This window comes from Sinorhizobium glycinis (assembly GCF_001651865.1).
In the GTDB taxonomy this organism is placed as follows: domain Bacteria; phylum Pseudomonadota; class Alphaproteobacteria; order Rhizobiales; family Rhizobiaceae; genus Sinorhizobium; species Sinorhizobium glycinis.
Window position 1 is genome coordinate 59745 of record NZ_LPUX01000053.1, and the last position, 23682, is coordinate 83426.

The 23682-nt window shown below is 62.1% G+C and carries 24 protein-coding genes and 1 pseudogene; 12 read left to right on the forward strand and 13 right to left on the reverse strand.

The genetic code is table 11. The annotated features are described in order from the left end of the window. The first annotated feature begins 653 nt into the window (after nt 1-653). On the forward strand, nt 654-3434 hold the full coding sequence (locus AU381_RS05240; protein WP_064240727.1) for an Rne/Rng family ribonuclease: 2781 nt from the start codon (nt 654-656) through the stop codon (nt 3432-3434). 91 nt (nt 3435-3525) lie between these two features. Here the strand turns inward: AU381_RS05240 and AU381_RS05245 are convergent, their stop codons facing one another. Further along, nucleotides 3526-4683, reverse strand: a complete 1158-nt coding sequence (locus AU381_RS05245) for a pyridoxal phosphate-dependent aminotransferase (protein ID WP_082909667.1) — start codon at nt 4681-4683, stop codon at nt 3526-3528. Nucleotides 4684-5014: 331 nt separating this feature from the next. Between AU381_RS05245 and AU381_RS05250 the strand changes: the two genes are divergently transcribed. The 5 genes from AU381_RS05250 to aat all read left to right on the forward strand — a co-directional run bounded on the left by AU381_RS05250 (nt 5015) and on the right by aat (nt 8856). Beyond that, nucleotides 5015-5782 (forward strand): DsbA family protein, encoded by a 768-nt coding sequence (locus tag AU381_RS05250; protein WP_064241820.1) that lies wholly within the window; start codon nt 5015-5017, stop codon nt 5780-5782. Between the two features lie 147 nt (nt 5783-5929). After that, entirely contained in the window at nt 5930-6376 is a 447-nt protein-coding gene (gene aroQ, locus AU381_RS05255) for a type II 3-dehydroquinate dehydratase (RefSeq protein WP_064240729.1), read from the forward strand. 23 nt (nt 6377-6399) lie between these two features. Continuing rightward, entirely contained in the window at nt 6400-6876 is a 477-nt protein-coding gene (gene accB / locus AU381_RS05260; RefSeq protein WP_064240730.1) for an acetyl-CoA carboxylase biotin carboxyl carrier protein, read from the forward strand. Between the two features lie 12 nt (nt 6877-6888). Beyond that, nucleotides 6889-8232, forward strand: coding sequence for an acetyl-CoA carboxylase biotin carboxylase subunit (gene accC / locus AU381_RS05265; protein ID WP_064240731.1), 1344 nt, complete (start codon nt 6889-6891; stop codon nt 8230-8232). A gap of 9 nt (nt 8233-8241) precedes the next feature. Further along, the gene (gene aat / locus AU381_RS05270; RefSeq protein WP_064240732.1) at nt 8242-8856 is read left to right on the forward strand and encodes a leucyl/phenylalanyl-tRNA--protein transferase; all 615 of its coding nucleotides are present in this window, start codon (nt 8242-8244) and stop codon (nt 8854-8856) included. Between the two features lie 102 nt (nt 8857-8958). On the opposite strand, the gene AU381_RS05275 is transcribed toward aat, so the two are convergent. The 3 genes and pseudogenes from AU381_RS05275 to AU381_RS05285 all read right to left on the reverse strand — a co-directional run. Further along, nucleotides 8959-9411, reverse strand: a complete 453-nt coding sequence (locus AU381_RS05275; RefSeq protein ID WP_064240733.1) for a DUF2155 domain-containing protein — start codon at nt 9409-9411, stop codon at nt 8959-8961. A gap of 129 nt (nt 9412-9540) precedes the next feature. After that, nucleotides 9541-9936 carry an NADH:ubiquinone oxidoreductase subunit NDUFA12 gene (locus tag AU381_RS05280; RefSeq protein ID WP_064240734.1) on the reverse strand — a complete coding sequence of 132 codons (396 nt, stop codon included), beginning with the start codon at nt 9934-9936 and terminating at the stop codon, nt 9541-9543. Nucleotides 9937-10045: 109 nt separating this feature from the next. Beyond that, nucleotides 10046-10289 (reverse strand): annotated as a pseudogene (locus AU381_RS05285) (GNAT family N-acetyltransferase); the annotation flags it as partial. Nucleotides 10290-10497: 208 nt separating this feature from the next. Between AU381_RS05285 and AU381_RS05290 the strand changes: the two are divergent. Next, a complete protein-coding gene (locus AU381_RS05290; protein ID WP_064240735.1) occupies nt 10498-11178 on the forward strand; it encodes a redoxin domain-containing protein in 681 nt (226 codons plus the stop codon). Nucleotides 11179-11241: 63 nt separating this feature from the next. On the opposite strand, the gene AU381_RS05295 is transcribed toward AU381_RS05290, so the two are convergent. Continuing rightward, the gene (locus AU381_RS05295) at nt 11242-11742 is read right to left on the reverse strand and encodes a GNAT family N-acetyltransferase (RefSeq protein ID WP_064240736.1); all 501 of its coding nucleotides are present in this window, start codon (nt 11740-11742) and stop codon (nt 11242-11244) included. A gap of 2 nt (nt 11743-11744) precedes the next feature. Next, entirely contained in the window at nt 11745-13247 is a 1503-nt protein-coding gene (gene gatB, locus AU381_RS05300) for an Asp-tRNA(Asn)/Glu-tRNA(Gln) amidotransferase subunit GatB (RefSeq protein ID WP_064240737.1), read from the reverse strand. Nucleotides 13248-13323: 76 nt separating this feature from the next. Here gatB and AU381_RS05305 point away from each other — a divergent pair, with 76 nt between their 5' ends. The 3 genes from AU381_RS05305 to AU381_RS05315 all read left to right on the forward strand — a co-directional run bounded on the left by AU381_RS05305 (nt 13324) and on the right by AU381_RS05315 (nt 16474). Further along, the gene (locus AU381_RS05305; RefSeq protein WP_244520027.1) at nt 13324-15549 is read left to right on the forward strand and encodes a DUF3857 domain-containing transglutaminase family protein; all 2226 of its coding nucleotides are present in this window, start codon (nt 13324-13326) and stop codon (nt 15547-15549) included. A 193-nt stretch (nt 15550-15742) separates the two neighbouring features. Next, a complete protein-coding gene (locus tag AU381_RS05310; RefSeq protein ID WP_244520028.1) occupies nt 15743-16045 on the forward strand; it encodes a DUF1294 domain-containing protein in 303 nt (100 codons plus the stop codon). Between the two features lie 174 nt (nt 16046-16219). Continuing rightward, nucleotides 16220-16474 carry a YjhX family toxin gene (locus AU381_RS05315; protein WP_064240739.1) on the forward strand — a complete coding sequence of 85 codons (255 nt, stop codon included), beginning with the start codon at nt 16220-16222 and terminating at the stop codon, nt 16472-16474. 71 nt (nt 16475-16545) lie between these two features. Here the strand turns inward: AU381_RS05315 and AU381_RS05320 are convergent, their stop codons facing one another. The 4 genes from AU381_RS05320 to AU381_RS05335 all read right to left on the reverse strand — a co-directional run bounded on the left by AU381_RS05320 (nt 16546) and on the right by AU381_RS05335 (nt 19726). Then, the gene (locus AU381_RS05320) at nt 16546-17019 is read right to left on the reverse strand and encodes a GNAT family N-acetyltransferase (protein ID WP_064240740.1); all 474 of its coding nucleotides are present in this window, start codon (nt 17017-17019) and stop codon (nt 16546-16548) included. 80 nt (nt 17020-17099) lie between these two features. After that, nucleotides 17100-18581, reverse strand: coding sequence for an Asp-tRNA(Asn)/Glu-tRNA(Gln) amidotransferase subunit GatA (gene gatA, locus AU381_RS05325; RefSeq protein WP_064240741.1), 1482 nt, complete (start codon nt 18579-18581; stop codon nt 17100-17102). Nucleotides 18582-18629: 48 nt separating this feature from the next. Then, on the reverse strand, nt 18630-18917 hold the full coding sequence (gatC, locus tag AU381_RS05330; RefSeq protein WP_064240742.1) for an Asp-tRNA(Asn)/Glu-tRNA(Gln) amidotransferase subunit GatC: 288 nt from the start codon (nt 18915-18917) through the stop codon (nt 18630-18632). Nucleotides 18918-19021: 104 nt separating this feature from the next. Beyond that, nucleotides 19022-19726: a metal-dependent hydrolase gene (locus AU381_RS05335; protein WP_064240743.1), complete on the reverse strand. Its 705-nt coding sequence runs from the start codon at nt 19724-19726 to the stop codon at nt 19022-19024. A 115-nt stretch (nt 19727-19841) separates the two neighbouring features. Here AU381_RS05335 and ruvX point away from each other — a divergent pair, with 115 nt between their 5' ends. Then, complete coding sequence (gene ruvX, locus AU381_RS05340) at nt 19842-20330, forward strand: Holliday junction resolvase RuvX (RefSeq protein ID WP_064240744.1); 489 nt, start codon at nt 19842-19844, stop codon at nt 20328-20330. Here ruvX and AU381_RS30070 read toward each other — a convergent pair. Together AU381_RS30070 and AU381_RS30075 are read right to left on the reverse strand one after the other, a co-directional pair. Then, on the reverse strand, nt 20273-20617 hold the full coding sequence (locus tag AU381_RS30070; RefSeq protein WP_064240745.1) for a DUF6105 family protein: 345 nt from the start codon (nt 20615-20617) through the stop codon (nt 20273-20275). The two genes, ruvX and AU381_RS30070, sit on opposite strands and share 58 nt — an antisense overlap. Beyond that, a complete protein-coding gene (locus tag AU381_RS30075; protein WP_162273403.1) occupies nt 20614-20766 on the reverse strand; it encodes a hypothetical protein in 153 nt (50 codons plus the stop codon). The genes AU381_RS30070 and AU381_RS30075 overlap by 4 nt, the downstream gene beginning before the upstream one ends. A gap of 200 nt (nt 20767-20966) precedes the next feature. Here AU381_RS30075 and AU381_RS05350 point away from each other — a divergent pair, with 200 nt between their 5' ends. Continuing rightward, nucleotides 20967-21902, forward strand: a complete 936-nt coding sequence (locus AU381_RS05350; RefSeq protein WP_064240746.1) for an AEC family transporter — start codon at nt 20967-20969, stop codon at nt 21900-21902. On the opposite strand, the gene AU381_RS05355 is transcribed toward AU381_RS05350, so the two are convergent. Beyond that, on the reverse strand, nt 21884-23536 hold the full coding sequence (locus tag AU381_RS05355) for an acyl-CoA dehydrogenase family protein (RefSeq protein ID WP_064240747.1): 1653 nt from the start codon (nt 23534-23536) through the stop codon (nt 21884-21886). The two genes, AU381_RS05350 and AU381_RS05355, sit on opposite strands and share 19 nt — an antisense overlap. Nucleotides 23537-23682: the final 146 nt, after the last annotated feature.

Consider the following 23682-nt stretch of genomic DNA (forward strand, 5'->3'; position numbering starts at 1 on the left):
ATGGTTAACCAAACCTTGCCGCAAGGCCATTGAAAGTGGCGAATGCGACGCGGTTCGAAACCGATGGAATGCTCACCGAACACGTGATTTCACCCGCGCAAGCGAATCGATCAATATTGTGGCGGCAAAGGCTTTTCCCTTGCCAATGTGACATAGAAAACATAAAAGCGTCACAAGGAGAAAGTGTTGACGGGATAGAATCGTCGGCTGGCAGCCGGAGCTTTGAGAAGCTTGGCGCCAGGGAAGTGATCGAGCCGGAACAGCCGGTTGCAACCGTATCATGCTTCCGCGGCCGCAGGTATTCATCCGCCGTCGCTGCATTTCCTCCCGTACACTGGTTCGCAATTTCCGGCGGTGGCCGGAGTTCTTGATGGTGATTTTCACCGAATGCCCGCCAGCGGGCGTATTCATCGGGCCTCCCCTCGAGGCCCAGGACATTGGCATTCTTGTTTGGTCTTTGATGTGACTCAGCAGCATCGGTCAGAAGTAAAGGGGCCCCGGGACGGAATCGTTCCGGCTGCCGTCTGGCTGCTGCACCATCACCTGCGCCAAACAGGACCTTTCACATCCGGCGCAGTTTCCGACGTGTCCGACAGCCTTCCGAGCGAAGTGCCTCTGTCTGCCGTTCCTCTGCGCCGAGGAGCAGAACTTAGATGGCAGAGAAAATGCTTATCGATGCGTCTCACTCAGAGGAGACGCGCGTCGTTGTCGTTCGCGGGAACCGCATAGAAGAATTCGATTTCGAATCGGAACATAAGAAGCAAATCCGCGGCAATATCTACCTGGCGAAGGTGACCAGGGTGGAGCCGTCGCTCCAGGCGGCCTTCGTGGATTATGGCGGCAATCGCCACGGCTTCCTGGCCTTTGCAGAAATTCACCCCGACTACTACCAGATCCCCCTCGCCGATCGTCAGGCGCTGTTGAAGGCGGAAGCCGAGGAGGCCCGTCGCGAGGACGACATCGAGCCGGTCGAAGCCGCGAACGAACAGGCCGCCGCGCCGACGAAGGACAAGGCTCCGCCAGAAGCCGAACCCGCCGAGACGACCGAGACGCCGGAAGCGGCAACGGAAGTCGCGGCGGAGGCGGAGAAGCCCAAGGCCAAGCCGAAGCGCACCCGTCGGGCGAAAGCCAAGACCAGCGAGCCTAAAGAAGAAGCCCAGGGCGACGCCGACGCCAGCGAAGAAGGCAGCAGCGGCGAAATGGCCGCAATGGTCGATGTCGATTCGATTTCCGAGGACGTCGACACCCGCCGCCGCCGCGACGACGATGATGACGACGATGACGACGGTCACGATGGCGAGAAGGAAATCATCGAGTCCGTCGGTGCCGAAGATGCGATGGAAGAAGTACCGGACCGGCAGGTCCGCAAGCCGCGCAAGCAGTATCGCATCCAGGAAGTAATCAAGCGCCGACAGATCCTTCTGGTTCAGGTCGCCAAGGAAGAGCGCGGCAACAAGGGCGCGGCTCTCACCACCTATCTTTCGCTTGCCGGCCGCTATTCGGTGCTGATGCCGAACACGGCGCGCGGCGGCGGCATCTCCCGCAAGATCACCAACCTGCAGGACCGCAAGCGCCTGAAGGAAATCGCCCGCGGGCTCGACGTGCCGCAGGGCATGGGCGTGATCCTGCGCACGGCCGGCGCGAACCGCACCAAGGTCGAGATCAAACGCGACTTCGAATATCTGATGCGACTCTGGGAAAACGTCCGCACGCTGACGTTGAACTCGACCGCTCCCTGCCTCGTCTATGAGGAAGGCAGCCTGATCAAGCGCTCGATCCGCGATCTCTACAACAAGGATATCAGCGAGATCATCGTTTCCGGTGAAGAGGGATACAAGGAAGCCAAGGGCTTCATGAAGATGCTGATGCCGAGCCACGCGAAGGTCGTGCAGCCCTATCGCGACGTGCATCCGATCTTCTCGCGTTCTGGCATCGAAGCCCAGCTCGATCGCATGCTGCAGCCGCAGGTAACGCTGAGATCGGGCGGCTATATCATCATCAATCAGACCGAAGCGCTCGTGTCGATCGACGTGAACTCCGGGCGCTCCACCCGCGAGCATTCGATCGAGGATACCGCCCTTCAGACCAATCTGGAGGCAGCCGAGGAGGTTGCGCGGCAATTGCGGCTTCGCGACCTTGCCGGCCTTGTCGTCATCGACTTCATCGACATGGAAGAAAAGCGCAACAACCGCGCCGTCGAGAAGAAGCTCAAGGATTGCCTGAAGAACGACCGGGCGCGTATCCAGGTCGGCCGCATCTCGCATTTCGGACTTCTTGAAATGTCGCGCCAGCGCATTCGCGCCTCGGTGCTCGAAAGCACGATGCAGTCCTGCCCGCATTGCAACGGCACGGGTCATGTCCGATCGCAGTCTTCCGTCGCGCTGCATGTCCTGCGCGGTATCGAGGAATATCTGCTCAAGAACACCACGCACGACATTACCGTGCGGACGATCCCGGAAATCGCGCTTTACCTGCTCAATCAGAAGCGCGGCACCATCACCGACTATGAGCGGCGCTTCGGCGTCTCCATCATTATCGAAGCGGATGCGCATGTGGGCGCCCAGCACTTCGCGATCGACCGGGGCGAACCGGTCGAAAATCCGGTGAAGATCGAGCAGATCCTGCAATTCGCGCCGGAACCGGAAGACGACGAAGACGTCGTCATCGAGGAAGATCTGGACGAAGAAGAAGCGGAAGAGATCACCGCCGAGCGCCGGGAGCAGCCGAAGGCACAGCAGTCCGACGACCAGGGTGGCCGCAAGCGCAAGCGTCGCCGCCGGCGCCGCGGCAAGGGCCCAGGCCAGACGCCGGAATCGGCCGCGGCCGAAGCCGGAGACATGGCCGACAGCGCGGATGACGACGCCGACGATACCGAGGACGAAGGCGAAGCCCAGGATGCTGTAACGGCAGACGGCGACCAGAAGCGCAAGCGCCGCCGTCGCGGCAAGCGCGGCGGCCGCCGCAACCGGCCGGAACTGACGGAGGCCGAGGGTGACGCCGCTCTTGCCGCGGAAGCCGGTGAAGAAGCGGCTGAAGCAGAGGAAGCCGCGGATACCGAAGAGGCGGATGTTGCTGCAGCCGCGGCTGTCGAACACGCCGTAGATGCCGCGCCAGTCGACACCCTCCCGGCAGCGGAAGCAAAGCCTGCAAAGCCCAAGCGCAGCCGCAAGAAAGCCGCCGCGACCGAAGCAACGGCGGAGAATGCCGACGCAACCGCCGAACAGGCGATCGAAGCGCAGCCGGACGACTCCGCCCCTGCTGCAGTAGAGGAAGCGGTCGCAGATCTGGAGGGCGCCAAGCCTGCGCGTTCGAACCGCGATCTGGCGACGATTGCCTCGGAGCCCGTCGTCACTTCGAATGTCGCCAAGAACGAAGAGGAAGAGCCGACCAAGCCCAAAAAAGGTGGCTGGTGGCAGCGCCGCGGCTTCTTCTAAGAAAGCACAGGCCTACCAAACAAAAAAGCCCGGATCGCTCCGGGTTTTTTTGTTTGTGCCCGCCTGTTGGCCGGAGCAACCGGGAGGACCGCTATTTCAGCCAGTTTGCAATGCGGTCCATCGCTTCGGCCATATCGGCAGCCGAACCCGCATAGGAAAAACGCATGGTGCGATGTCCTTCGAGCGGATCGAAATCGAAGCCGGGTGTGGCGGCGACATTGATCTCGGCCAGCATGCGACGGGCGAAGGCCATGCTGTCATTGGTGAAGCGGCTGACGTCCACATAGGCATAGAAGGCGCCGTCCATGGGCGAGGCTATGGACAGGCCGATCTCGGCCAAGCGCCTGAGTAGAAGATCTCGGTTGGCGGCATAGGCCCGCTTGTAACCGTCCAGTTCCTCATGCGCGCCAAGCGCCGCCTCCGCGGCAATCTGCGAAAGCTCCGGCGGCGAGATGTAGAGGCTCTGGGCGATGCGCTCGAAGACACGGATCTGGTCTTCCGGCAGCACCATCCAGCCGATGCGCCACCCGGTCATGCAGTAGTATTTCGAGAACGAATTGATGACGACCGCGTCGTCGGCGACCTCCAGCACGGAGGCTTCTTCGCCGGCGAAGGTCAGACCGTGATAGATCTCGTCGGAGATGAAGGCGATCGACCGTGCGCGGCAATAGTCGGCGAGCGCCTTCAGGCGCGCCCTTCCCGTCACCGTGCCGGTCGGGTTGGCCGGACTGGCAAGAAGCACCCCCTTCAGGGGCCTGCCGGCTTGCGCCGCCGCCCGATCGAGGCTTTCGGGCGTGAGCGTATAGCCCGTTTCGGCACTCGCTTCGATCTCGACCACGCGCAGGCCGAGTGCGGCCATGATGTTGCGATAGGCGGGGTACCCCGGACGGGCGATGGCGACGCAATCGCCCGGATCGAAGAGCGCCAGGAAGGCAAGATTGAAGCCCGCCGAAGAGCCGGTGGTGATCGCTATCCTCTGCGGATCGAGCGCGATGCCGTGGCGGCTCTGATAGTGCGCGGCGATCGCTCGCTTGAGAGAGAGGGTGCCGAGAGCGTCGGTATAGCCGAGCCGGCCGTGTTCCAGCGCCCGCCGCGCCGCCTCGAGTGCCGCCTCCGGGGCGGGATGGGCCGGCTGGCCGACCGCCATCGAGATGACGGGATAGCCAGCATCGCGGCGACGCGTCGCTTCCGCCAGCACATCCATGGCATGGAACGGTTCGACCGCGCCGCGTTTTGACATCTGTGCCAATGGCTGATCCTCACAAGTTGACCGGACTGCCGCCCTTTGCCCGATCGCTGCACCCTTCACAAGTATGGGAGCGCCGCAATTCGGCCGATTTTGCCGTTTCGTTTCGCGCCCGCGCACCCTATGCTCGCATCAACAGCGCCGTACGTCTTTTCAGACGCACAAAGGTCGCCGTAGCATTTTGAATTGCTGCACGTTTATCTTTAAGTCGGCTACGATTTAAGAAGCATGCAGTAGCGTTGCAGGCATGCCGTCGTCGTTGTCCTTCGAAGATGCGTTGACGCGGCGGTGCGAAATGGGCGACAGACAGGTACGAGAAGACAACGAGGGAATGATGACGCTCAAGAAGACGATGATTGCCGCCGGGACGCTGATGGCGCTCGCAGCCGGCATCGCCCTGCCCCAGTCCGCGGCTGCACTCGACGCAAAGCAGAAGGAAGAGATCGGCGCCTTCATCAAGGAATATCTCGTCGCCAATCCGGAGATCATGCTGGAAGTGCAGGAAGCGCTGTCCGCCAAGCAGCGTGCCAAACAGCAGCAAGCGTCACAAGCCGCGATCGCCAACAACAAGAAGGCGATCTTCAATTCCGCCTATGACGTCGTCCTCGGCAATCCGAAGGGCGACGTCACGATCGTCGAATTCTTCGACTACAATTGCGGCTACTGCAAGCGGGCGCTTTCGGACATGGATGAGATCGTCGCCAAGGACAAGAATGTCCGTTTCGTCTTGAAGGAGTTCCCGATCCTCGGCCCCGATTCGCTCGCCGCTCACAAGGTCAGCGCCGCATTCCGCTTGATCGCACCGGAAAAATACGGTGATTTCCACCGCGCCCTGCTCGGCGCCGAGGAGCGGGCCACGGAAGAAACGGCGATCGCCGTTGCCGCCAAGCTCGGAGTTACGGAAGAGCAATTGCGCGAGAAAATGGAAGACGACCCGAATGACGCGTCGGTGCGCGAAGCTTACATGCTCGCCAACGATCTCGGCATCACCGGCACGCCATCCTATGTGATCGGCAACGAGGCGGTCTATGGTGCGGTCGGCGCCGCCGAGATCAGCGGCAAGGTCGCCAATATGCGTGAGTGCGGCAAGACGGTCTGCTGACCGAGCACCGAAGCGGAACGCGTCATCGCCGTTCGCCCTTCGCTCAGCCTATGACTTGTGGACAAATCCCCCGGGGACCCGGGGGGCTTTCCCTCGCCGAACCATCGGTCTATAGGTAACCCTCCCATCACCGGACCGGAATCCCTTATGTCCTCGACGATTTTTGTGCTGAATGGCCCAAACCTGAATGCCCTCGGCAAGCGCGAACCGGGCATCTACGGCGGCCAGACCCTGGCCGATATCGAGGCGATGTGCATAGCGGAGGGGAGGCTCCTGGGCTTCGACGTCGATTTCCGCCAATCCAACATCGAAGGCGTGCTGGTCGACTGGCTGCACGAGGCGGGTGAAAAGGCCGTCGGCGTCGCCATCAATCCGGCCGCCTACGGGCACACGTCGATTGCCATGCATGATGCCATTCGCGCGATCGCCGTTCCCGTCGTGGAATTGCATCTCTCCAACATCCATGCGCGCGAGGAATTCCGCCACAAGTCAATGATTGCGCCGGCCGTCAAGGGCGTGATCTGCGGCTTCGGAGCGCAGAGTTACATTCTGGCGCTGCATGCGCTAAAGAACCTGACAAACACGTCGAAATAAGAATTACACGAGGCTCATATCCCATGGCTGACAAGAAACCGGGTATCGATCAGGCGCTGATCCGCGATCTCGCCAATATCCTCAAGGATACCGACCTGACCGAGATCGAAGTGGAACAGGACGATCTGCGCATCCGCGTTTCGCGGAACGGCACGCCTGTCGCGATGCCTATGGCGGCAATGCCCGGCTACCAGCTGCCGGCTGCGGTCACGGCACCGGCTCCTGCGGCCGCGCCGGCCGCCGCACTGGAAGGCGGCCACAACGCCAAGAACGCGGTTACGGCTCCGATGGTCGGTACCGCCTATCTCGCCCCCGCTCCCGGCGCCCGCCCCTTCATCGAAGTCGGCGCGATGGTCAAGGAAGGCCAGACGATCCTGATCATCGAGGCGATGAAGACGATGAACCAGATTCCGGCGCCGCGCTCCGGCAAGATCACGGAAATTCTCGTGCAGGACGCCGCCCCGGTTGAATTTGGCGAACCCCTGATCGTGATCGAATAAGGCACGGTGGCGATGATCTCGAAAATCCTCATTGCCAATCGCGGCGAAATCGCGCTGCGCGTGCTGCGCGCCTGCAAGGAGCTCGGCATCGCGACCGTGGCCGTGCATTCGACGGCAGACAGCGACGCCATGCACGTGCGGCTTGCGGACGAGAGCGTCTGCATCGGACCGCCGCCGTCGCGCGAGAGCTATCTGAACATCCATCAGATCGTCGCCGCCTGTGAGATCACCGGCGCGGATGCGGTGCATCCGGGTTACGGCTTTCTTTCGGAGAACGCCAAGTTCGCCGATATCCTCGAGGCGCACGGCATCACCTTCATCGGCCCGACGGCCGAGCACATCCGCCTGATGGGCGACAAGATCACCGCCAAGAAGACCGCGGAAGAGCTTGGCATCCCGGTCGTTCCCGGCTCCGACGGCGAAGTGAAGCCCGAGAACGCCCTCAAGGTCGCCCGCGAGATCGGCTTCCCGGTGCTGATCAAGGCGACGGCCGGCGGCGGCGGGCGCGGCATGAAGGTCGCCAGAACCGAAGAAGACCTCGAGCATGCCGTCGCCACGGCACGCTCGGAGGCGGCCGCCGCCTTCGGCAACGACGCGGTCTATATGGAGAAATTCCTCGGAAAGCCGCGCCATATCGAAATCCAGATCGTCGGCGACGGCGAAGGCAATGCCATCCATCTCGGCGAACGCGATTGCTCGCTGCAGCGCCGCCACCAGAAGGTCTGGGAAGAAGCGAATTCCCCGGCTCTCAACGTCGAGCAGCGCATGAAGATCGGCCAGGTCTGCGCGGACGCGATGAAAAAGATGAAGTATCGCGGCGCCGGCACGATCGAATTCCTATACGAGGACGGCGAGTTCTATTTCATCGAGATGAACACGCGCCTGCAGGTCGAGCATCCGATCACCGAAGCGATCACCGGCATCGATCTGGTACACGAACAGATCCGCGTGGCATCCGGCGCCGGCCTCTCGGTCAAGCAGGAAGACGTCGTCTTTTCAGGTCACGCCATCGAGTGCCGCATCAATGCCGAGGATCCGCGCACCTTCGTCCCCTCCCCGGGCACGATCACGCATTTCCACGCGCCAGGCGGCCTCGGGGTGCGCGTCGACAGCGGCGCCTACCAGGGCTATCGCATTCCGCCCTACTACGACAGCCTGATCGGCAAGCTGATCGTCCACGGACGGACCCGCGTCGAATGCATGATGCGGCTGCGCCGCGTGCTGGACGAGTTTGTCATCGATGGCATCAAGACGACGTTGCCGCTTTTCCAGGAACTGATAAACAATCAGGATATCGCCAACGGTGATTACGATATCCACTGGCTGGAGCACCATCTGGCCGCAACGTCCGCATAGGGTAAGAGATTGAAAGGACCGCGCAGCAAACAACCGGAAATCACCCCGGACATGTTGTTGCGCGCCTATTCCATCGGTCTGTTTCCGATGGCCGACTCGGCCGACGACCCTGAGCTCTTCTGGGTCGAGCCGGAAATCCGCGGCGTCATCCCGCTGGATCGGTTTCACATCTCCCACAGCCTGGCCAAGAGAATTCGCAAGCGACCTTTCGAGATCCGCTTCGATACGGCCTTCGAAGCGGTTGTCGAGGGATGCGCAAAGCCCGCACCCGGTCGGCCGACCACCTGGATCAACGACAAAATCCGCTTGCTCTACGCGGCATTGCACCGCATGGGCTATGCCCACAGCGTCGAGGCGTGGGAGGAAGGAAGGCTTGTCGGCGGCCTCTATGGCGTCTCGCTCGGGGCAGCCTTCTTCGGCGAGAGCATGTTCTCGCTGCGCACCGACGCCTCGAAAATCTGCCTCGTCCATCTTGTGGAGCGACTTCGCGCCCGGCATTTCCAGCTCCTCGATACGCAATTTACCACGGAGCATCTGAAGTCCTTCGGCGCAGTCGATGTGCCGAAGGCGGAGTATGACCTGCTGCTCGCCAGGGCGATCGCCTCGCCGAATCTAGAATTTTGATCGAGAAATGCGGGCTTCCGTCCGTCCGTCAGGCCCTCATCCGCCTGCCGGCACCTTCTGCCCGTCTTTACAGGTCAAGGGCAATGCGCTGCTCTTGCAAAGTCATTGCTTCGCCGCCGTATCTGGCGGGGGAACGTCGGAGGTCGGCTTGCAGGACTGCAGCCACACGTCATAGACGGGGTGCTCGACGGCGTTGAGACCCGGGCTGTCGGCGAACATCCAGCCGGTGAAGATGCGGCGGATCTTGCGATCGAGCGTGATCTCGTCGACATCCACAAAGGTGGTCGTCTTCGGCGCCTCCGTCTCGTCACGGCTGTAGCAGACGTGCGGGGTCACCTGCAGGGCGCCAAACTGCACCGTCTCGCCGATATAGACGTCAAAGGTGGTGATGCGGCCGGTGATCTTGTCGATGCCGGAAAAGACGGCGACGGCGTTGGAGAGACGCGCGGCGCGTGCCGGCTCGACGGCGGAGATCGATGGCAGAGCCAGGAGAAGGGCAAAACCCGTGCGCCGGGCCGTCCGGCCGATCAAGTTCCGCAGACAGAAACCTGCCATTCCCGCCAATCCCCCGCGATGCTGTTAGTTCCGGATAGCCATTCAGGCGCTAAACCCGAAATGTGGCTGCGCCGTGATCGATCCTCGTAAGTTGAGATCCGAGCGCCGGCCGCCTTGTCGCCATTCCAATCAGGAGCGCGGCGTCCAGGCGTCGTAGTCGCCGGTCACGCGCGGGCGCCGGCCTGCATTGGCCAAGGAGCCTTTCGGCCGGTAGGCACTGGGCGTGCCGGTCGGGTTCGGGCGATGCGGTTGCTGCCATTCGCGCGCGGCGTATTTTTCATCGGCGGGGGAAATGTCGGTGCGGTGATGCATCCAGCCATGCCAACCGGGCGGAATGGCAGAGGCTTCGGCTGGGCCGTTATAGATCACCCAGCGCCGCGTGCGGCCCTCCGAATCCTGACCGCCCTGGTAGTAGACATTGCCCAACTCGTCTTCGCCGACACGCTGGCCATTCCGCCAAGTATGAAAGCGCGTACCGATCGTCTGTCCGTTCCACCAGGTGAATATCTGCAGCAGGAGCTTCATAGGCATTCGTTCCTTGCCGGCCGATCGAGGGGCAGCCGGATATCAAAATCTCGTTCCCGCTTATGCCGTGCCACTCATGCCTTGTCCAGTGATTCCACCGGACCGGCGGTCATTTCAGCTGCATCTTGAAGCCGGAATTGCTGCGCGCGAAAACCGACGCGTTGATAGAAGCGATGCGCGTCGAGCTGCGCTGCGTTGGAAGTGAGCCGCACTTTCGAGGCACCCTTTTCACGCGCCTCGCCAATGGCGTGACGGACCATGCGCTCGCCGATGCCGCGGCCGCGCATGTACTCTCTTGTCTGCACCGCCTCGACTGCCAGGCTGGAGCTGCCGCGCCCCGGCAGCGAAGTCGAATGCGTCCTCAGCCACATCGACCATAAGGGACGTCAATATTGTGACAACAGGCAAGATGCGTCCCGCCGTTCGTGGGAGACCCCGGTATTCTGTGCCTTGCAGATAGAGTGAAGATGCCATTTCCGGTACAGTGCAGGGCCTTGGGATGGTCGGTGAGGCCTTCAATAAATCCGCTGTTCGCGTGAACAACCTTCATAGGAACATGCCATGGGAGAGCAAAGGCGTCCGCTGCAGCCGGGAGAGGCCGCGCCCTCCTTCACGCTTCCCGCAGCCAACCGAGAAGGGATGCTCTCTCTCGCCAGTTTGCATGGCCGCCCGTTCCTGATCGGCTTTTTTCGCGGGCTGCATTGCCCATTTTGCCGGCGTCAGGTGGAACAGCTTGCCGGCGTGCAAACTGCGCTCCGCGCCGACGAAATAGAGACCCTCGCCGTGATCAACACGCCGGTGGAGCGCGCCCGCCTGTATTACCGCCACCGGCCGACGCCGGTCATGCTTCTGTGCGACCCGGATTGCAGCACACACCGAGCCTTCGGCGTACCGTATGGCGAGTTCCTTCCCGAGGGTAGCAACGCGCAGCCCGAATGGCCCTATCGCGCAGCGATGTCGCAATTCGAGGCGGCCCGCATCAACCCCACCGGCGAGCTTCCGAAACCCTTGCATCCTATGGAAGCCAACGTCGTACTGAACGCCAGCGACGGATTCGAGCTTGACGAAGCCGACAATGCGATCCTGGCAAACCACGGCACACAGCTCGTCGGCCACTTCCTGGTCGATGCGGCCGGTGTGATCGGCTGGGCGCAAATCGAGGCGTGCGACGGACCGGACAACCTGTGCGTTTTCCCGACCGCAACTGAGATCCTCGCCGCCGCCGGCGGCCTTCGCCGGTGATCCGCAGCCGCCATTTCTCCTTACCCGCCGCGAAACTCCTAAGCGTGGATGGAACGTGGCCGCCTAGCGGATGAGGCGCTTTTCCAGGATGAGTGCCGGGATGCCCGATTGTTCGTCTCCACAATTCGGCGTCGTTCCGACCTCTGAGAACCCGTGCGCCCGATAAAAGGCGAGCGCATGCAGGTTCTGCGGCTCGACCTCGAGCCGCATGCGCTCTGCATCCGGAAAGCAGGTCTCGAGTTCGGCGAACATGTCGCGGCCAATGCCCTGCCGTTGGTATCTCGGCAGGACGTAGAGCTGATGAAGGATGATGGTCTTCGGAAGCGCGTCCGACATGGCTGCAAACCCCATGCCGGCGATTTCGCGGCCGTTGTCCGCGACGACGAACTCGGCATTCTTCTTTTGCAGCCGAGCCCTCAGGGCATCGACCGAATGCCACTTGGCTGTCAGCTCTTCGACCTTGTCGACGCCGTAGAAGCTGTCATAGGTCGCATGCCAGGTCGCGACGAGCAGGGCGCGCACCTGTTCCAGGTCGCGCTCGCTCGCCGTGCGGACGAAGAACATCGTCACTCTTCGATGCCGAGCTTGGACTTGACGAGGGCCTGCACTGCCTGCGGGTTCGCCTTGCCGCCGGTCGACTTCATCACCTGGCCGACGAACCAGCCGGCCAGCGACGGCTTGGCCTTGGCCTTTTCCACCTGGTCGGGGTTGGCGGCGATGATTTCATCAACCGCCTTTTCGATCGCCCCGCTGTCGGTAACCTGCTTCATGCCGCGGCTCTCGACGATTTCAGCCGGGTCGCCGCCTTCGTTCCATAGGATTTCAAAGAGATCCTTGGCGAGCTTGCCGGAGATCGTCCCCGCCTTGATGAGGTCGATGATGCCGCCAAGCTGGGCTGGCGAAACGGGAGTCTCTTCAATGGCTTTGCCGGCTTTGTTCAAGGCGCCCAGCAGGTCGTTGATCACCCAGTTCGCGGCCAACTTGCCGTCGCGTCCCGCGGCGACCGCCTCGAAATAATCGGCGATCGCCTTCTCCGAAACGAGAACCGAGGCATCGTAGACCGAGAGCCCGAGGTCGCGGACGAAGCGTTCCCTCTTGTCGTCCGGCAGTTCCGGAAGATCGGTTTTCAGCGCCTCCACGAAGGCGTCGTCGAACTCGAGCGGCAACAGGTCCGGATCGGGGAAATAGCGGTAGTCGTGCGCGTCTTCCTTAGAACGCATCGAGCGCGTCTCGCCCTTGTTCGGATCAAATAGGCGGGTTTCCTGGTCGATCACGCCGCCATCTTCGAGAATAGCGATCTGACGGCGGGCCTCGTATTCGATTGCCTGACCGACGAAGCGGATCGAATTGACGTTCTTGATCTCGCAGCGCGTGCCGAAAGCCTCGCCCGGACGACGCACGGAGACGTTGACGTCGGCGCGCATCGAGCCCTCGTCCATGTTGCCGTCGCAGGTGCCGAGATAGCGCAGGATCGAACGCAGTTTGGTCAGATAGGCCTTAGCCTCGTCCGACGAGCGCAGGTCCGGCTTGGAGACGATCTCCATCAGCGCCACGCCCGAACGGTTGAGATCGACATAGGACATGGAGGGATGCTGATCATGCATCGACTTGCCGGCATCCTGTTCCAGGTGCAGGCGCTCGATGCCGATCTCGACATCCTCGAACTGGCCCTGGCGATCCGGGCCGATCGAGATGATGATCTTGCCTTCGCCGACGATCGGATCCTTGTACTGCGAGATTTGGTAGCCCTGCGGCAGGTCCGGATAAAAATAGTTCTTCCGGTCGAAGATCGAGCGGTGGTTGATCTGAGCCTTGAGGCCGAGGCCGGTGCGCACCGCCTGCTTGACGCATTCCTCGTTGATGACCGGGAGCATGCCGGGCATGGCCGCGTCGACCAGCGAGACATTGGCATTCGGCGCATTGCCGAATTCGGTCGAGGCCCCCGAGAACAGCTTCGAGTTGCTCAGCACCTGGGCATGGACCTCCATGCCGATGATGACCTCCCAGTCACCGGTTGCGCCGGGAATGAAGCGTTTCGGATCGGGAGTGCGGACGTCGACGATGCTCATCTCATGCTCTTCTTTGAAGCCTGAATTTTGAGGTTTCTCGGTAGAGCAATTGGTTCTGCGGTGCAAGGCTTGTGAGGTGCCCCGCGACCCGGCGCGCGCGCGCAATGATGCAGCGCTCCCATTCAGTGCAACCTTGACGTTTGCAAGGCTGTCTTCTAAGAAATCCTGCTGTCCGAACGGAGTGTTTATGTACCTTCAGTCTGAGTCCCGGTGCAAGCAGGTTTTGTCTGGCTGCAGATTACTCATCTTCCTCCTTTTTCTTGTCTGGACACTGCTGGGCGCGGATTCGACAGTCAGGGCGGACGAGCAGGTCCGCAAGGCGCCAGCCGAAAATTGGGTGGAGATGGTCGGCCTTCCTGAGCTTGACCCGGCACGCAACGCCGAGATCAGGAACGGCATGGCCTATCTCCTGGTGGACACCCAGATCCGACATAGAGACGGCGGGTTTTCGGTCTTCGACCGGCTGGCTTATAAAGTGACTGACCGGCCGGGACTGGAAAGCGGAGCACGGCTGGACATCCAATTCGATCCTTCGCGCCACAAGCTCTCCTTCAACCGACTGATGATCATCAGAAACGGGGTCGTCATCGACAAGCTCGGAGAGGCGAAGTTCGAGATATTTCGCCGGGAGACGGAGTCCGAAAGAGGGATTTTTGACGGCCGCCTTACGGCACATGTCGAACTCAGCGATGTGCGTGTCGGCGATATCGTGGACTATGCCACGACCCATGAGGTCACCCCTGCAGTGGGGAGGGATCTGCTTTTCGACCGCGTTTTGGCTGAATGGAGCGAGCCCGTCGCCCTTATGAGGGAACGGATCACCTGGCCGGCGGAAAAGCCGCTCAACATACGCACAGTCAGGACAGCCCTGAAGCCCAAGGTGACAATGGCTCAAGGCGAAACGACCTATCTATGGGAAACCAGCAACCCTGCATCAGTAAAACTCCAGGACAATCTGCCGGTCGACCATCCTAACTTCGGATTGGTGGAGATATCTTCCGAGTTCGGCTGGCAGCCCGTGGTAGATGCCGTCCTTCCCTACTATCAGCCGGTTGAGAGCTTTCCCGCCGATTTCGAGGCCAAGCTCGATGAAATCGAGCGGCGCCATGCTGCACGTGAGGACCGTCTCATCGCCGCATTGCGGCTGATCCAGGACGAAATCCGCTATGTCAGCCTTTCGATGGGAGCGGGATCCTATGTTCCACGCCGTCCGGAAACGGTGCTGGCCAGCGGCTTCGGCGACTGCAAGGACAAGGCGCTGCTCCTTGTTTCAGCCTTGCGTCGACTGGGCATCGAGGCAACTGCGGCTCTTACGGACATCGATGCGGGCCGGGCGCTCGAACACAGCCTTCCCGCACTTGAGGCCTTCGACCATGTGATCGTCAAAGCGAAGATCGGCGAACGGGTCTGGTGGCTCGACGCGACCGATTATCTGCAGGGTGGACGCGCCGCGAACATCGTTCCGCCCGACTATGGCTTTGCATTGCCGCTGGTTGCTTCCGGAGCCGCCCTCGAAAAAATTCCGCAGAAGGAACTTTTGGAGCCCACCCAGTCGATCGCGGAACGATTTGCGTTCCCCAGACGGAATGGCGAGCCCCTGGTGCTCACCGTAAACACCAGCTACCGCAACGGCGATGCCGACAGGATGCGACGCCGGATTGCAGAAGCATCGAGGGCCAAGCTCGCCGACGACTATATCCAATACTACAACCGGCAGTATCCGGGCATCAAAAGCACGGCGATGCTTGAAACCGTGGATGATCGTGACCGCAATATTCTGACGACAAAGGAGGCTTACGAGCTTCCCTCCGAAGCTCTCCTTGCCAATGATCTTGCCAAGAATTTCCCGTTGCGGGCAGATATCGGCATCGGCGGCATGCCAGCACCGACGGCAGTTGGCCGTACAGGGCCGATTGCGCTTGGATCTCCGGTCTACAAGAGCCACAAGGTCACCGTGACCAACCTCAAGGCTCGGTTCCGCCCACCGGAAAGCGCAGACGTCTACGACCCGCACTTCTCACTCAAACTGGGCTGGTCGACCCTTCCGACCGAGCTCGAACTGGAATGGAGCTTTCGTACACTGGCAGAGCGGGTGCCCGTCGGAGCGATCAGCGCCTATCTCCAAGCGGTCGCCGACGGCAACCGCAAGTCGGAATGGTACTATGATTTCACCCAGGTCGACGCTGACGCCACAAGCAGTGACGCTGCGCCGAGTGTCGGCATCGCAGCCATGGTCAAGGCACTTGCTGATGCCCTCGGGGATCTGAATTCTGCGGCGCAAAGGGCCGACCGAGGGCACTAAGAGGCGAAGGGCGCCATTAGCTGGGCGATGGATGCGTTTTGTGTCGCGTGCAGCTCCTTATCCCGGCCTCATTACCGCCACTGCCGCTACAGATTCGGAAACGCCGGGACTCCTTGACGCTCGGGCGGCCGTTGCGGTCGCGTTTAACGAAACTTTGTGCACCTTGTGACTATCGTTGCCCATGTCGCCATTGATGATCCTCACCGTCCTCACAAGTATCAACCTCGCGACCTACTGCTTGTTCTGGCTGGACAAGCAAGCGGCGCAACGCAACTCTTGGCGTGTGTCGGAGCGAATGTTGCTGACGTTTGCCGCCATGGGCGGCAGCCTCGGGGCGCTTCTTGCGTGCCGAACTTATCGGCACAAGACAAGGAAAGAGCCGTTCCGCACTTTGCTTCTCGCCATCGTCACGTTCCATCTCGGCCTCATTATCGCCACTGTCGCTACGAGTCCGGAATTGCCGGCGCTTCTTGACGCCTGGGCGGCCGCCTTCTAGAAAAGGCCCGTCCGAACGGAGTCTTTATGTTCCTTCAGCTTGAGTCCCGGTAAGGGCCCCTGCCCGCATTCTCCAAGGATCGCGCGCACGGGCCGGAAACGCGAACCCCGCTATCTGACGATTGGCGGATCGTTTTCCTGCGTTCTGAGGAACGCCATTCCGGAACACTCAAACATGGACATTTCGCGCGCCGAACAGCGCATTCTTCACCATTTGGCCCAGGGCGGCCGCATCGAGATCACGCGAGACGGCAAGGCGATCGCCGAAATCCGTTGCTTCACACGCGACGGCTGGGTCTATCCCGGCGTCAACCTTGAGCTCTTTCGCAAGCTGAAACGCAAGCGGGCGATCAAGTCGTCGAGCGGGAGGCCCTATCGCATCACCGAACGCGGGCTGCATCTCGTCCGTTCCGAACTCGACAACAGGTGACACTGGGGCATGTAACCATCTGGTTACAAACCGGAGGTGACTGCCATCTCCGGTTTGGCTCCTTCCATCGCCTATAACTGCTTGGAGAGGCCGATGAATTCCATGTCGCGGTCGAGCTTCTGCGAATAGGCGGTCGATAGCCACTTCACCCGGTAGCCGGCGTTTTGGAAGAAGGCGACGGCGGCGGTATTCTGCGCGTGTGTCTTTGCGCTCGCGACGTCGAAACCCTCAGCCGCCATGCGTTGCTCCATGTCGGCCAGCAGCGCCCGGCCGAGACCCCTGCCCTGCGCCGCGGGATCGATCCAGAGATCGGAGATCGTGCCGTCGAGGTCCTCGCGGGCCGCCCAGCCGCAGACGCGGTTGTCCTCCTCGATCAGGAGGACGGCAAGCCAGTGCTTCGCCAGGAAATCGACAAAGGCGCGCTCCGCCGCGTCTCGCATTCCCGCGGCATCCGCGAGCCCTGCAATCGCCTTTGCCCAGGCCCTGAGCCCGATCGCGGCAAGGAGACCGGCCTCGTCCTGGCGAGCGTGGCGAATGACGATCATCAAGCGGAGCCCCCTTCCGCTTGCATTACATCATTTCTGGCGCCGCTTGACTATTGCCGGTGATCTGGCGGGGGCCCTTTTCACCACCACTTGGAAGGAGCGAAGCGGCCGGCCGCCTGTTCGATGACATGGGCTGTCTTGAACAGCGTCTCTTCGTCGAATGGCTTGCCGATCAACTGCAGGCCGAGCGGCAGGCCCTTGTGGTCGAGCCCGCCCGGTACCGCGATTCCCGGAAGCCCGGCCATGTTGACCGTCACGGTGAAGATGTCGTTCAGGTACATCTTGACCGGATCGGATGCGAGATCCTCGTCGGCGATGCCGAAGGCCGAGGACGGCGTGGCCGGCGTGAGGATCGCGTCGACGCCGGCCTGGAAGGCGAGCTCGAAGTCGCGCTTGATGAGCGTGCGGACCTTCTGGGCGCGCAGGTAATAGGCATCGTAGTAGCCGGCCGAAAGCACATAGGTGCCGATCATGATGCGGCGCTTGACTTCGCGGCCGAAGCCGGCGGCACGCGTCTTCTCGTACATGTCGACGATGTCCTTGCCGTCGACACGCAGGCCGTAGCGCACCCCGTCGTAGCGCGCGAGGTTGGACGAAGCCTCGGCCGGCGCGACGATATAGTAGGCCGGCAGCGCGTATTTCGTATGCGGCAGCGTTATATCGACGATCTCGGCGCCGGCTTCCTTCAGCCAGGCAATGCCCTGCTGCCAGAGCGCCTCGATCTCCTCCGGCATGCCGTCGACGCGATATTCCTTGGGAATGCCGATCTTCATGCCCCTGATCGACTGGCCGATCGACGCCTCGTAGTCAGGAACCGGAAGGTCGACGGAGGTCGTGTCCTTCGGATCGACGCTCGCCATCGACTTCAGGAGGATCGCAGCGTCCCGCACGTCGCGGGCGATCGGGCCGGCCTGGTCGAGCGAGGAGGCGAAGGCGACGATGCCCCAGCGCGAGCAGCGGCCATAGGTCGGCTTGATGCCGACGGTGCCGGTGAAGGCCGCCGGCTGGCGGATGGAACCACCGGTATCGGTCGCCGTGGCGCCGGCGCAAAGGTAGGCAGCGACTGCGGCCGCAGAGCCGCCCGAAGAGCCGCCGGGCACGAGATCGACGTTCGAGCCCTTGGCGCGCCATGGGTTCTTGACGGCACCGTAGTAGGACGTCTCGTTGGAGGATCCCATGGCGAACTCGTCCATGTTCAGCTTGCCGAGCATGACGGCGCCGTCGCTCCAGAGGTTTTGGGTGACGGTCGATTCATAACGCGGCTTGAAGCCGTCGAGGATATGGCTGCATGCCTGCGTGTGGACGCCTTCGGTGCCGAAAAGGTCCTTGATGCCAAGCGGGATGCCTTCCAGCGCGCCGGCCTTGCCGGCGGCTATACGGGCATCGGAGGCCTTGGCCATCTCGCGCGCCTTTTCCGGCGTCACGGTGACATAGGCGTTGATCGTCTCGTTGGCTGCCTCGATCGCTGCGATATAGGCATCGGTCAATTCCACCGCGGTGATTTCCTTGGCGGAAAGCTTGGCACGGGCTTCGGCGATCGTGAGGCGGGTCAGGTCGGTCATGGTGCAATCGAACTTTCGAATCTGGACGCGGGCGGCGGGAAGCGGCTCTTACTCGACCACTTTGGGAACGAGGAAGAAGTTGCGGTCCGAATTCGGCGCATTGGCCACGATATCGGCCGCCTTGTCGCCGTCGGCGACAATGTCGTCCCGCTTCTTCATCTCCATCGGCATCACCGATGTCATCGGCTCGACGCCATCGACGTTCACTTCGGAAAGCTGTTCGACGAAGCCGAGGATGCCGTTGAGTTCGCCGGTCATCCGTTCGGCTTCCTCCTCGCTGACGGCGATGCGGGCAAGGCGCGCGACACGCTTCACGGTGGCTAGGTCTACGGACATGATCGTCTCCGGTATCTCAAGATTTCCCCCGCTATAATGGCGAGTTGCAAGGCGTGCAACGGGGAATGCCGCCGAACTGGCCTCTTAGAGTTCGACGCCGGCCCTTAAGCGGTGACGACGCCGCCGACCTCGGGCGCCGCAATCAGCGTCGAGGCGCCGTCCATGCCGGTGATGAAAGTCTCCGGCGTCTGGTCGATGACCGGAAACGAGCCATAGTGGCAGGGAATCGCCGTGTTGAACTTGAAATAGCGCTGGCAGGCGAGCGCCGCCACGGCTCCACCCATCGTGAAGCGGTCGCCGATCGGCACGATGCCGATATCCGGCTGGTGCAACTCCTGGATAAGCGCCATGTCGGAGAAAATGTCCGTGTCGCCCATGTGGTAGAGCGTCGGCTCGTCCGGGAAATGCAGAACGAGGCCGTTGGCGTTGCCGAGGCAGTGCGAGACGCCGTCCTCGGTGATCTGGGCCGAGGAGTGCAGAGCGTTGACGAAGGTGGCCGAGAAGGCGCCGAGCTGAATCGTTCCGCCGGTATTTCCGGGTTCCATCTTCGTAATACCATGCCGCCCGAGCCACATGCAGAGGTCGAAATTGGCAACGACGGTGGCGCCCGTCTCCTTGGCGATCGCCACCGTGTCACCGACGTGGTCGCCATGGCCGTGCGTCAGAAGGATATGCGTCAGCCCGGCGGTCGCGGCCCTGCGCTCGTTGTCGCGGAACGCCGGATTGCCGGTGAAAAACGGATCGATGAGGATCTTGGCCTTGGCGGTTTCGATGTGAAAGGCGGAATGGCCCAGCCATTTGATCTTCATGACGTTCTCCCTGAAATCATGGCGGCTTCGAAGCAAACCATAAAGGTGATCGATTTATCTGACAGACGAGCATATGGATCGGACCTGCGAACTGAAAAGATCGAATCGGCATCCCATGGCAATTATCACCATCGAAGAACTCGCCGCGCGGCTACCGCCGCATCAGGCGATCGCGGGTCTGGACCTCGGCACCAAGACGATCGGCCTCTCGGTCTCCGATCTCGGGCGACGCTTCGCGACGCCGCGCTACGTCATTCGACGCGTCAAGTTCGGCGTCGACGCGCAAGCGCTGCTCGCGATCGCGGAAAAGGAAAAGGTCGGCGCCTTTGTCATCGGCCTGCCGGTCAATATGGACGGAACGGAAGGGCCGCGCTGCCAGGCGACGCGTGCCTTTGTACGCAACATGGGCGAGAAGACCGAGATCCCCTTCGTGCTTTGGGACGAGCGGCTTTCGACGGTCGCGGCCGAGCGGGTATTGATCGAGATGGACGTGTCGCGCAGGAAGCGCGCCGAGCGCATCGACTCGGCCGCCGCCTCGTTCATCCTTCAGGGGGCGCTCGACAGATTGGCGTTGCTTGGCAGAGGCGACGCGCCCGCCGGCTGAGAGGTCGCGCCGCCGAGGCGCGCGCCGAACCAGGAGGCGATCTGCCGGTGTTTGCGGAGCGCGACGAGCCCGAAAAGAACGATCGTATCGACGACCATCGCCCGCGCAACGAGCGGCGGAATGCTTTCCGGCGGGATACCGAGGACGTGGCCGTATACGCGGAACACCAGGTCGTGCGCCTCGCGCGTCAGCATGAAGATGCCGAAGCTCATGTCGTAATAGGAGAGTGAGTACCAGCCGGTCAGCAGGATTACCGGACCGCCCCAGAAGATCATAAGCCACTTCATGCGCCCCTCCCCCCGGCCCAGCCGCGCAGCAGTGGATAAATGGCACGGTCGGCGAGAACGAAGCCGACCAGGCCGACGGCGAACGTCGCTATGTCGAGCGCCAGTGCGGCGAAAAACATCATCATGACGATCATCAAGCCAGTTCTCACCGGACCGCTCCGTTCCGAGCTTCATTGAACGGCCGCCAGTATCTCTGCCATCACCGACCCTGCGCAACGTAAACCATCTGTTAAGGTTAATATCAACAAGCCAAGCCGGGTTGCGGCCCGCGGCCAGGCGGTTCTAATAGGGGTGCGAGCGGACTTCGCCGCCTTGCCCCAGCTTAACACTTCCATCTGCATGAGCCGCGATGACCGCCATTTTCGAAAGCATTCTTCCCGTCTTCCTGCTGGTGTTGCTTGGCGTCTGGCTCCGCCGTTCGAGGCTCGTCGACCAGGGGCTTTGGGTGGGGCTCGAGCAGTTCGGCTATTATTTTCTCTTTCCCTCACTTCTGTTTTCCACATTGGCGAAGGCGGATTTCACGGGCATGGAGGCCGATGCGACGGCCATCGCGGCGATCGGCAGCGTCACTCTGATGTCGATCGCTCTTCTCCTGGCCTGGCCCCTGCTGCGCAGCAAAGGCATTTCCGGCGCCACCTTCACCTCGATCTTCCAAACGGCGACGCGCTGGAACGCCTTCATCGCCCTTGCCGTCGCCGAGAAGCTCTACGGCGCGATCGGCCTCAGCCTGACGGCGCTGGTGATGACGCTGATCATCATTCCGATCAATTTCTACAATGTCGCCGTGCTGGTGTGGTTCGGAGGCGGAGGCGGCGGCGTCGGATTCTTCTTCCTGAAAATCATCACCAATCCGCTGATCATCGCGTCGGCGGCTGGCATCCTGTTCAATCTCACCGGCATCGAGCTCTATGAGCCGGTAATGACGGCGATCGACATGCTGGCAACGGCCTCGCTGAGCCTCGGGCTAGTGCTGGTCGGTGTCGGACTGAGGATCGCCGATGCTTTGAAGCCCACCGGCGCCGCGATCCTCGCGGTCGCCCTCAAGCTGATCGTCATGCCGATCTTCATGGTGAGTGCCAGCGCGCTGCTCGGCATCACCGGCGATGCCCTGCTCGTCATCGCGCTCGGCGCCGCCGTGCCGACGGCGATGAACGGCTATCTTCTTGCCAAGCAGATGGGGGGAGATGCGGAGCTTTACGCCGCCGTCGCCACGGTGCAGACGGCCGTGTCGTTCTTCACGATCCCGCTCGTCCTATCCGTCACACGCTATGTCGCGGCCGGATAGAGCAGATCGAGCACGTAGGCGGAATCAAAGCGCGAATCGAGCATGCCGTAAGTGGCGCGCCAGCCGGCGGCCAGTCGCGACTCCAGGAAGGCATCGGCGATGCGGCCCGCACCCAATCGATAGAGCTCGGCGGCGGCCGCCGCAAGCGCAAGCTGTTCGACCAGCAAGCGCGCCGCGCCTTCGTCACGCTCGCAGAGCGACATGGCGGCGCGCAGCACGTCGATCGTCTTGGGTCCGGCGGGCCCGAGGTCGCGGCTGAAGACGCCGAACAACTGCTCGAAGAGTTCCTTGCGGCGCCCGAGCACCCGGAGCACGTCGAGCGCCATGACATTGCCGGAGCCCTCCCAGATCGCGTTGACCGGCGCTTCGCGATAATGCCGGGCCAGCGCCCGCTCTTCCACGTAACCGTTGCCGCCAAGGCACTCCATCGCCTCGTAGATCAAGGCGGGGGCGATCTTGCAGCACCAGTATTTCGCGACCGGCGTCATGATGCGGGCGTAAGCTGCATCCTCGGCACTGCTATGCGCATTGTCGAAGGCTTCGGCAAGTCGGAACGACAGCGCGCTTGCCGCGGCGACATCGAGCGCCATGTCGGCCAGAACGCGGGTCATCATCGGCTGGCTGACGAGCGCCTGGCCGAAAACCTTGCGGCCGCGGGTGTGGTGTACGGCTTCGGCGAGCGAGGCCCGCATCATCCCGGCCGAAGCGAGCGCGCAATCGAGCCGCGTCAGCGTCACCATGTCGAGGATCGTGCGAATGCCCGCATCCGGCGTTCCGAGCAGGAAACCGAACGTATCCGTGAATTCCACCTCCGACGACGCGTTGGAGCGGTTGCCGAGCTTGTCCTTGAGACGCTGGAAGCGCAGACCGTTGGCGGCACCGTCCTCGAGCAGCCGCGGGACGAGGAAGCAACCGAGCCCCTCGCGGGTCTGCGCCAGCATGACGAAGGCGTCGCTCATCGGCGCCGACATGAACCACTTGTGGCCGTTGAGGCGATAGATCCCCTCGCCGACCCGTTCGGCGGTCGAGGTGTTGGCGCGCACGTCCGTGCCGCCCTGCTTCTCCGTCATGCCCATGCCGATCGTAACCGCGGACTTCTGCATCCAGGGACGGTTGGTCGAGTCATATCTGCGCGACAGGATCTTCGGCGCCCATTCCTTCTGAACGGCCGGCGAGGCGGTGATTGCGGCAACCGAGGCGCTGGTCATCGTCAGCGGGCAGAGATGGCCGCATTCGAGCTGCGCCGTCAGATAGAAGCGGATCGCCCTCGCCTTGTGCGAACGGCCACGCTCGTCCGGCAGGTTCTCCCATGCGGACGAGTGCAGTCCCGTCGTCATCGAGCGGCGCATCAGCGCATGCCAGGCAGGGTGGAACTCGACGACGTCGAGGCGCTCGCCGCGCGGTCCGTGGGTCTTGAGCTTCGGCACGCCCTCATTCGCCATGCGCGCCAGTTCCTGCGCCTCCGGCGATGTCACATAACGGCCGAGCCCGTCGAACTCGTCGCGCAGCGTCTTCGGCATGGCCGAGGTGATGTCGACCACCAGGGGGTCGGAGCGATAGGCATTGATACCGGACCAGGGCTTCGGCTGGTTCAGTTCGGCGAGTTTCTGTTCGGTCCGGTTCATCTGATTCATAGGCCGGTTCTAGCGCAAGTTTCGCGGGTACGAAACAGGCCCGCGGCAAGAACCGCGGCCGCTGCAAGTTTTCTTCGGAAGGCCCGGCTCGCGGCTTGCCGGCCACTTGCCGCGCCAAGGGCCACGTTCTATAGAGCGAGCCGAAT

Excerpts from the sequence above, each read along its gene's own strand:
- AU381_RS05240 (WP_064240727.1), top strand. The coding sequence starts at position 654 with ATGGCAGAGAAAATGCTTATCGATGCGTCTCACTCAGAGGAGACGCGC.
- AU381_RS05250 (WP_064241820.1), top strand. The coding sequence starts at position 5,015 with ATGACGCTCAAGAAGACGATGATTGCCGCCGGGACGCTGATGGCGCTC.
- aroQ (WP_064240729.1), top strand. The coding sequence starts at position 5,930 with ATGTCCTCGACGATTTTTGTGCTGAATGGCCCAAACCTGAATGCCCTC.
- accB (WP_064240730.1), top strand. The coding sequence starts at position 6,400 with ATGGCTGACAAGAAACCGGGTATCGATCAGGCGCTGATCCGCGATCTC.
- accC (WP_064240731.1), top strand. The coding sequence starts at position 6,889 with ATGATCTCGAAAATCCTCATTGCCAATCGCGGCGAAATCGCGCTGCGC.
- AU381_RS05275 (WP_064240733.1), bottom strand. The coding sequence starts at position 9,411 with ATGGCAGGTTTCTGTCTGCGGAACTTGATCGGCCGGACGGCCCGGCGC.
- AU381_RS05280 (WP_064240734.1), bottom strand. The coding sequence starts at position 9,936 with ATGAAGCTCCTGCTGCAGATATTCACCTGGTGGAACGGACAGACGATC.
- AU381_RS05290 (WP_064240735.1), top strand. The coding sequence starts at position 10,498 with ATGGGAGAGCAAAGGCGTCCGCTGCAGCCGGGAGAGGCCGCGCCCTCC.
- AU381_RS05295 (WP_064240736.1), bottom strand. The coding sequence starts at position 11,742 with ATGTTCTTCGTCCGCACGGCGAGCGAGCGCGACCTGGAACAGGTGCGC.
- gatB (WP_064240737.1), bottom strand. The coding sequence starts at position 13,247 with ATGAGCATCGTCGACGTCCGCACTCCCGATCCGAAACGCTTCATTCCC.
- AU381_RS05310 (WP_244520028.1), top strand. The coding sequence starts at position 15,743 with ATGATCCTCACCGTCCTCACAAGTATCAACCTCGCGACCTACTGCTTG.
- AU381_RS05315 (WP_064240739.1), top strand. The coding sequence starts at position 16,220 with ATGGACATTTCGCGCGCCGAACAGCGCATTCTTCACCATTTGGCCCAG.
- AU381_RS05320 (WP_064240740.1), bottom strand. The coding sequence starts at position 17,019 with ATGATCGTCATTCGCCACGCTCGCCAGGACGAGGCCGGTCTCCTTGCC.
- gatA (WP_064240741.1), bottom strand. The coding sequence starts at position 18,581 with ATGACCGACCTGACCCGCCTCACGATCGCCGAAGCCCGTGCCAAGCTT.
- gatC (WP_064240742.1), bottom strand. The coding sequence starts at position 18,917 with ATGTCCGTAGACCTAGCCACCGTGAAGCGTGTCGCGCGCCTTGCCCGC.
- AU381_RS05335 (WP_064240743.1), bottom strand. The coding sequence starts at position 19,726 with ATGAAGATCAAATGGCTGGGCCATTCCGCCTTTCACATCGAAACCGCC.
- ruvX (WP_064240744.1), top strand. The coding sequence starts at position 19,842 with ATGGCAATTATCACCATCGAAGAACTCGCCGCGCGGCTACCGCCGCAT.
- AU381_RS30070 (WP_064240745.1), bottom strand. The coding sequence starts at position 20,617 with ATGAAGTGGCTTATGATCTTCTGGGGCGGTCCGGTAATCCTGCTGACC.
- AU381_RS05350 (WP_064240746.1), top strand. The coding sequence starts at position 20,967 with ATGACCGCCATTTTCGAAAGCATTCTTCCCGTCTTCCTGCTGGTGTTG.
- AU381_RS05355 (WP_064240747.1), bottom strand. The coding sequence starts at position 23,536 with ATGAATCAGATGAACCGGACCGAACAGAAACTCGCCGAACTGAACCAG.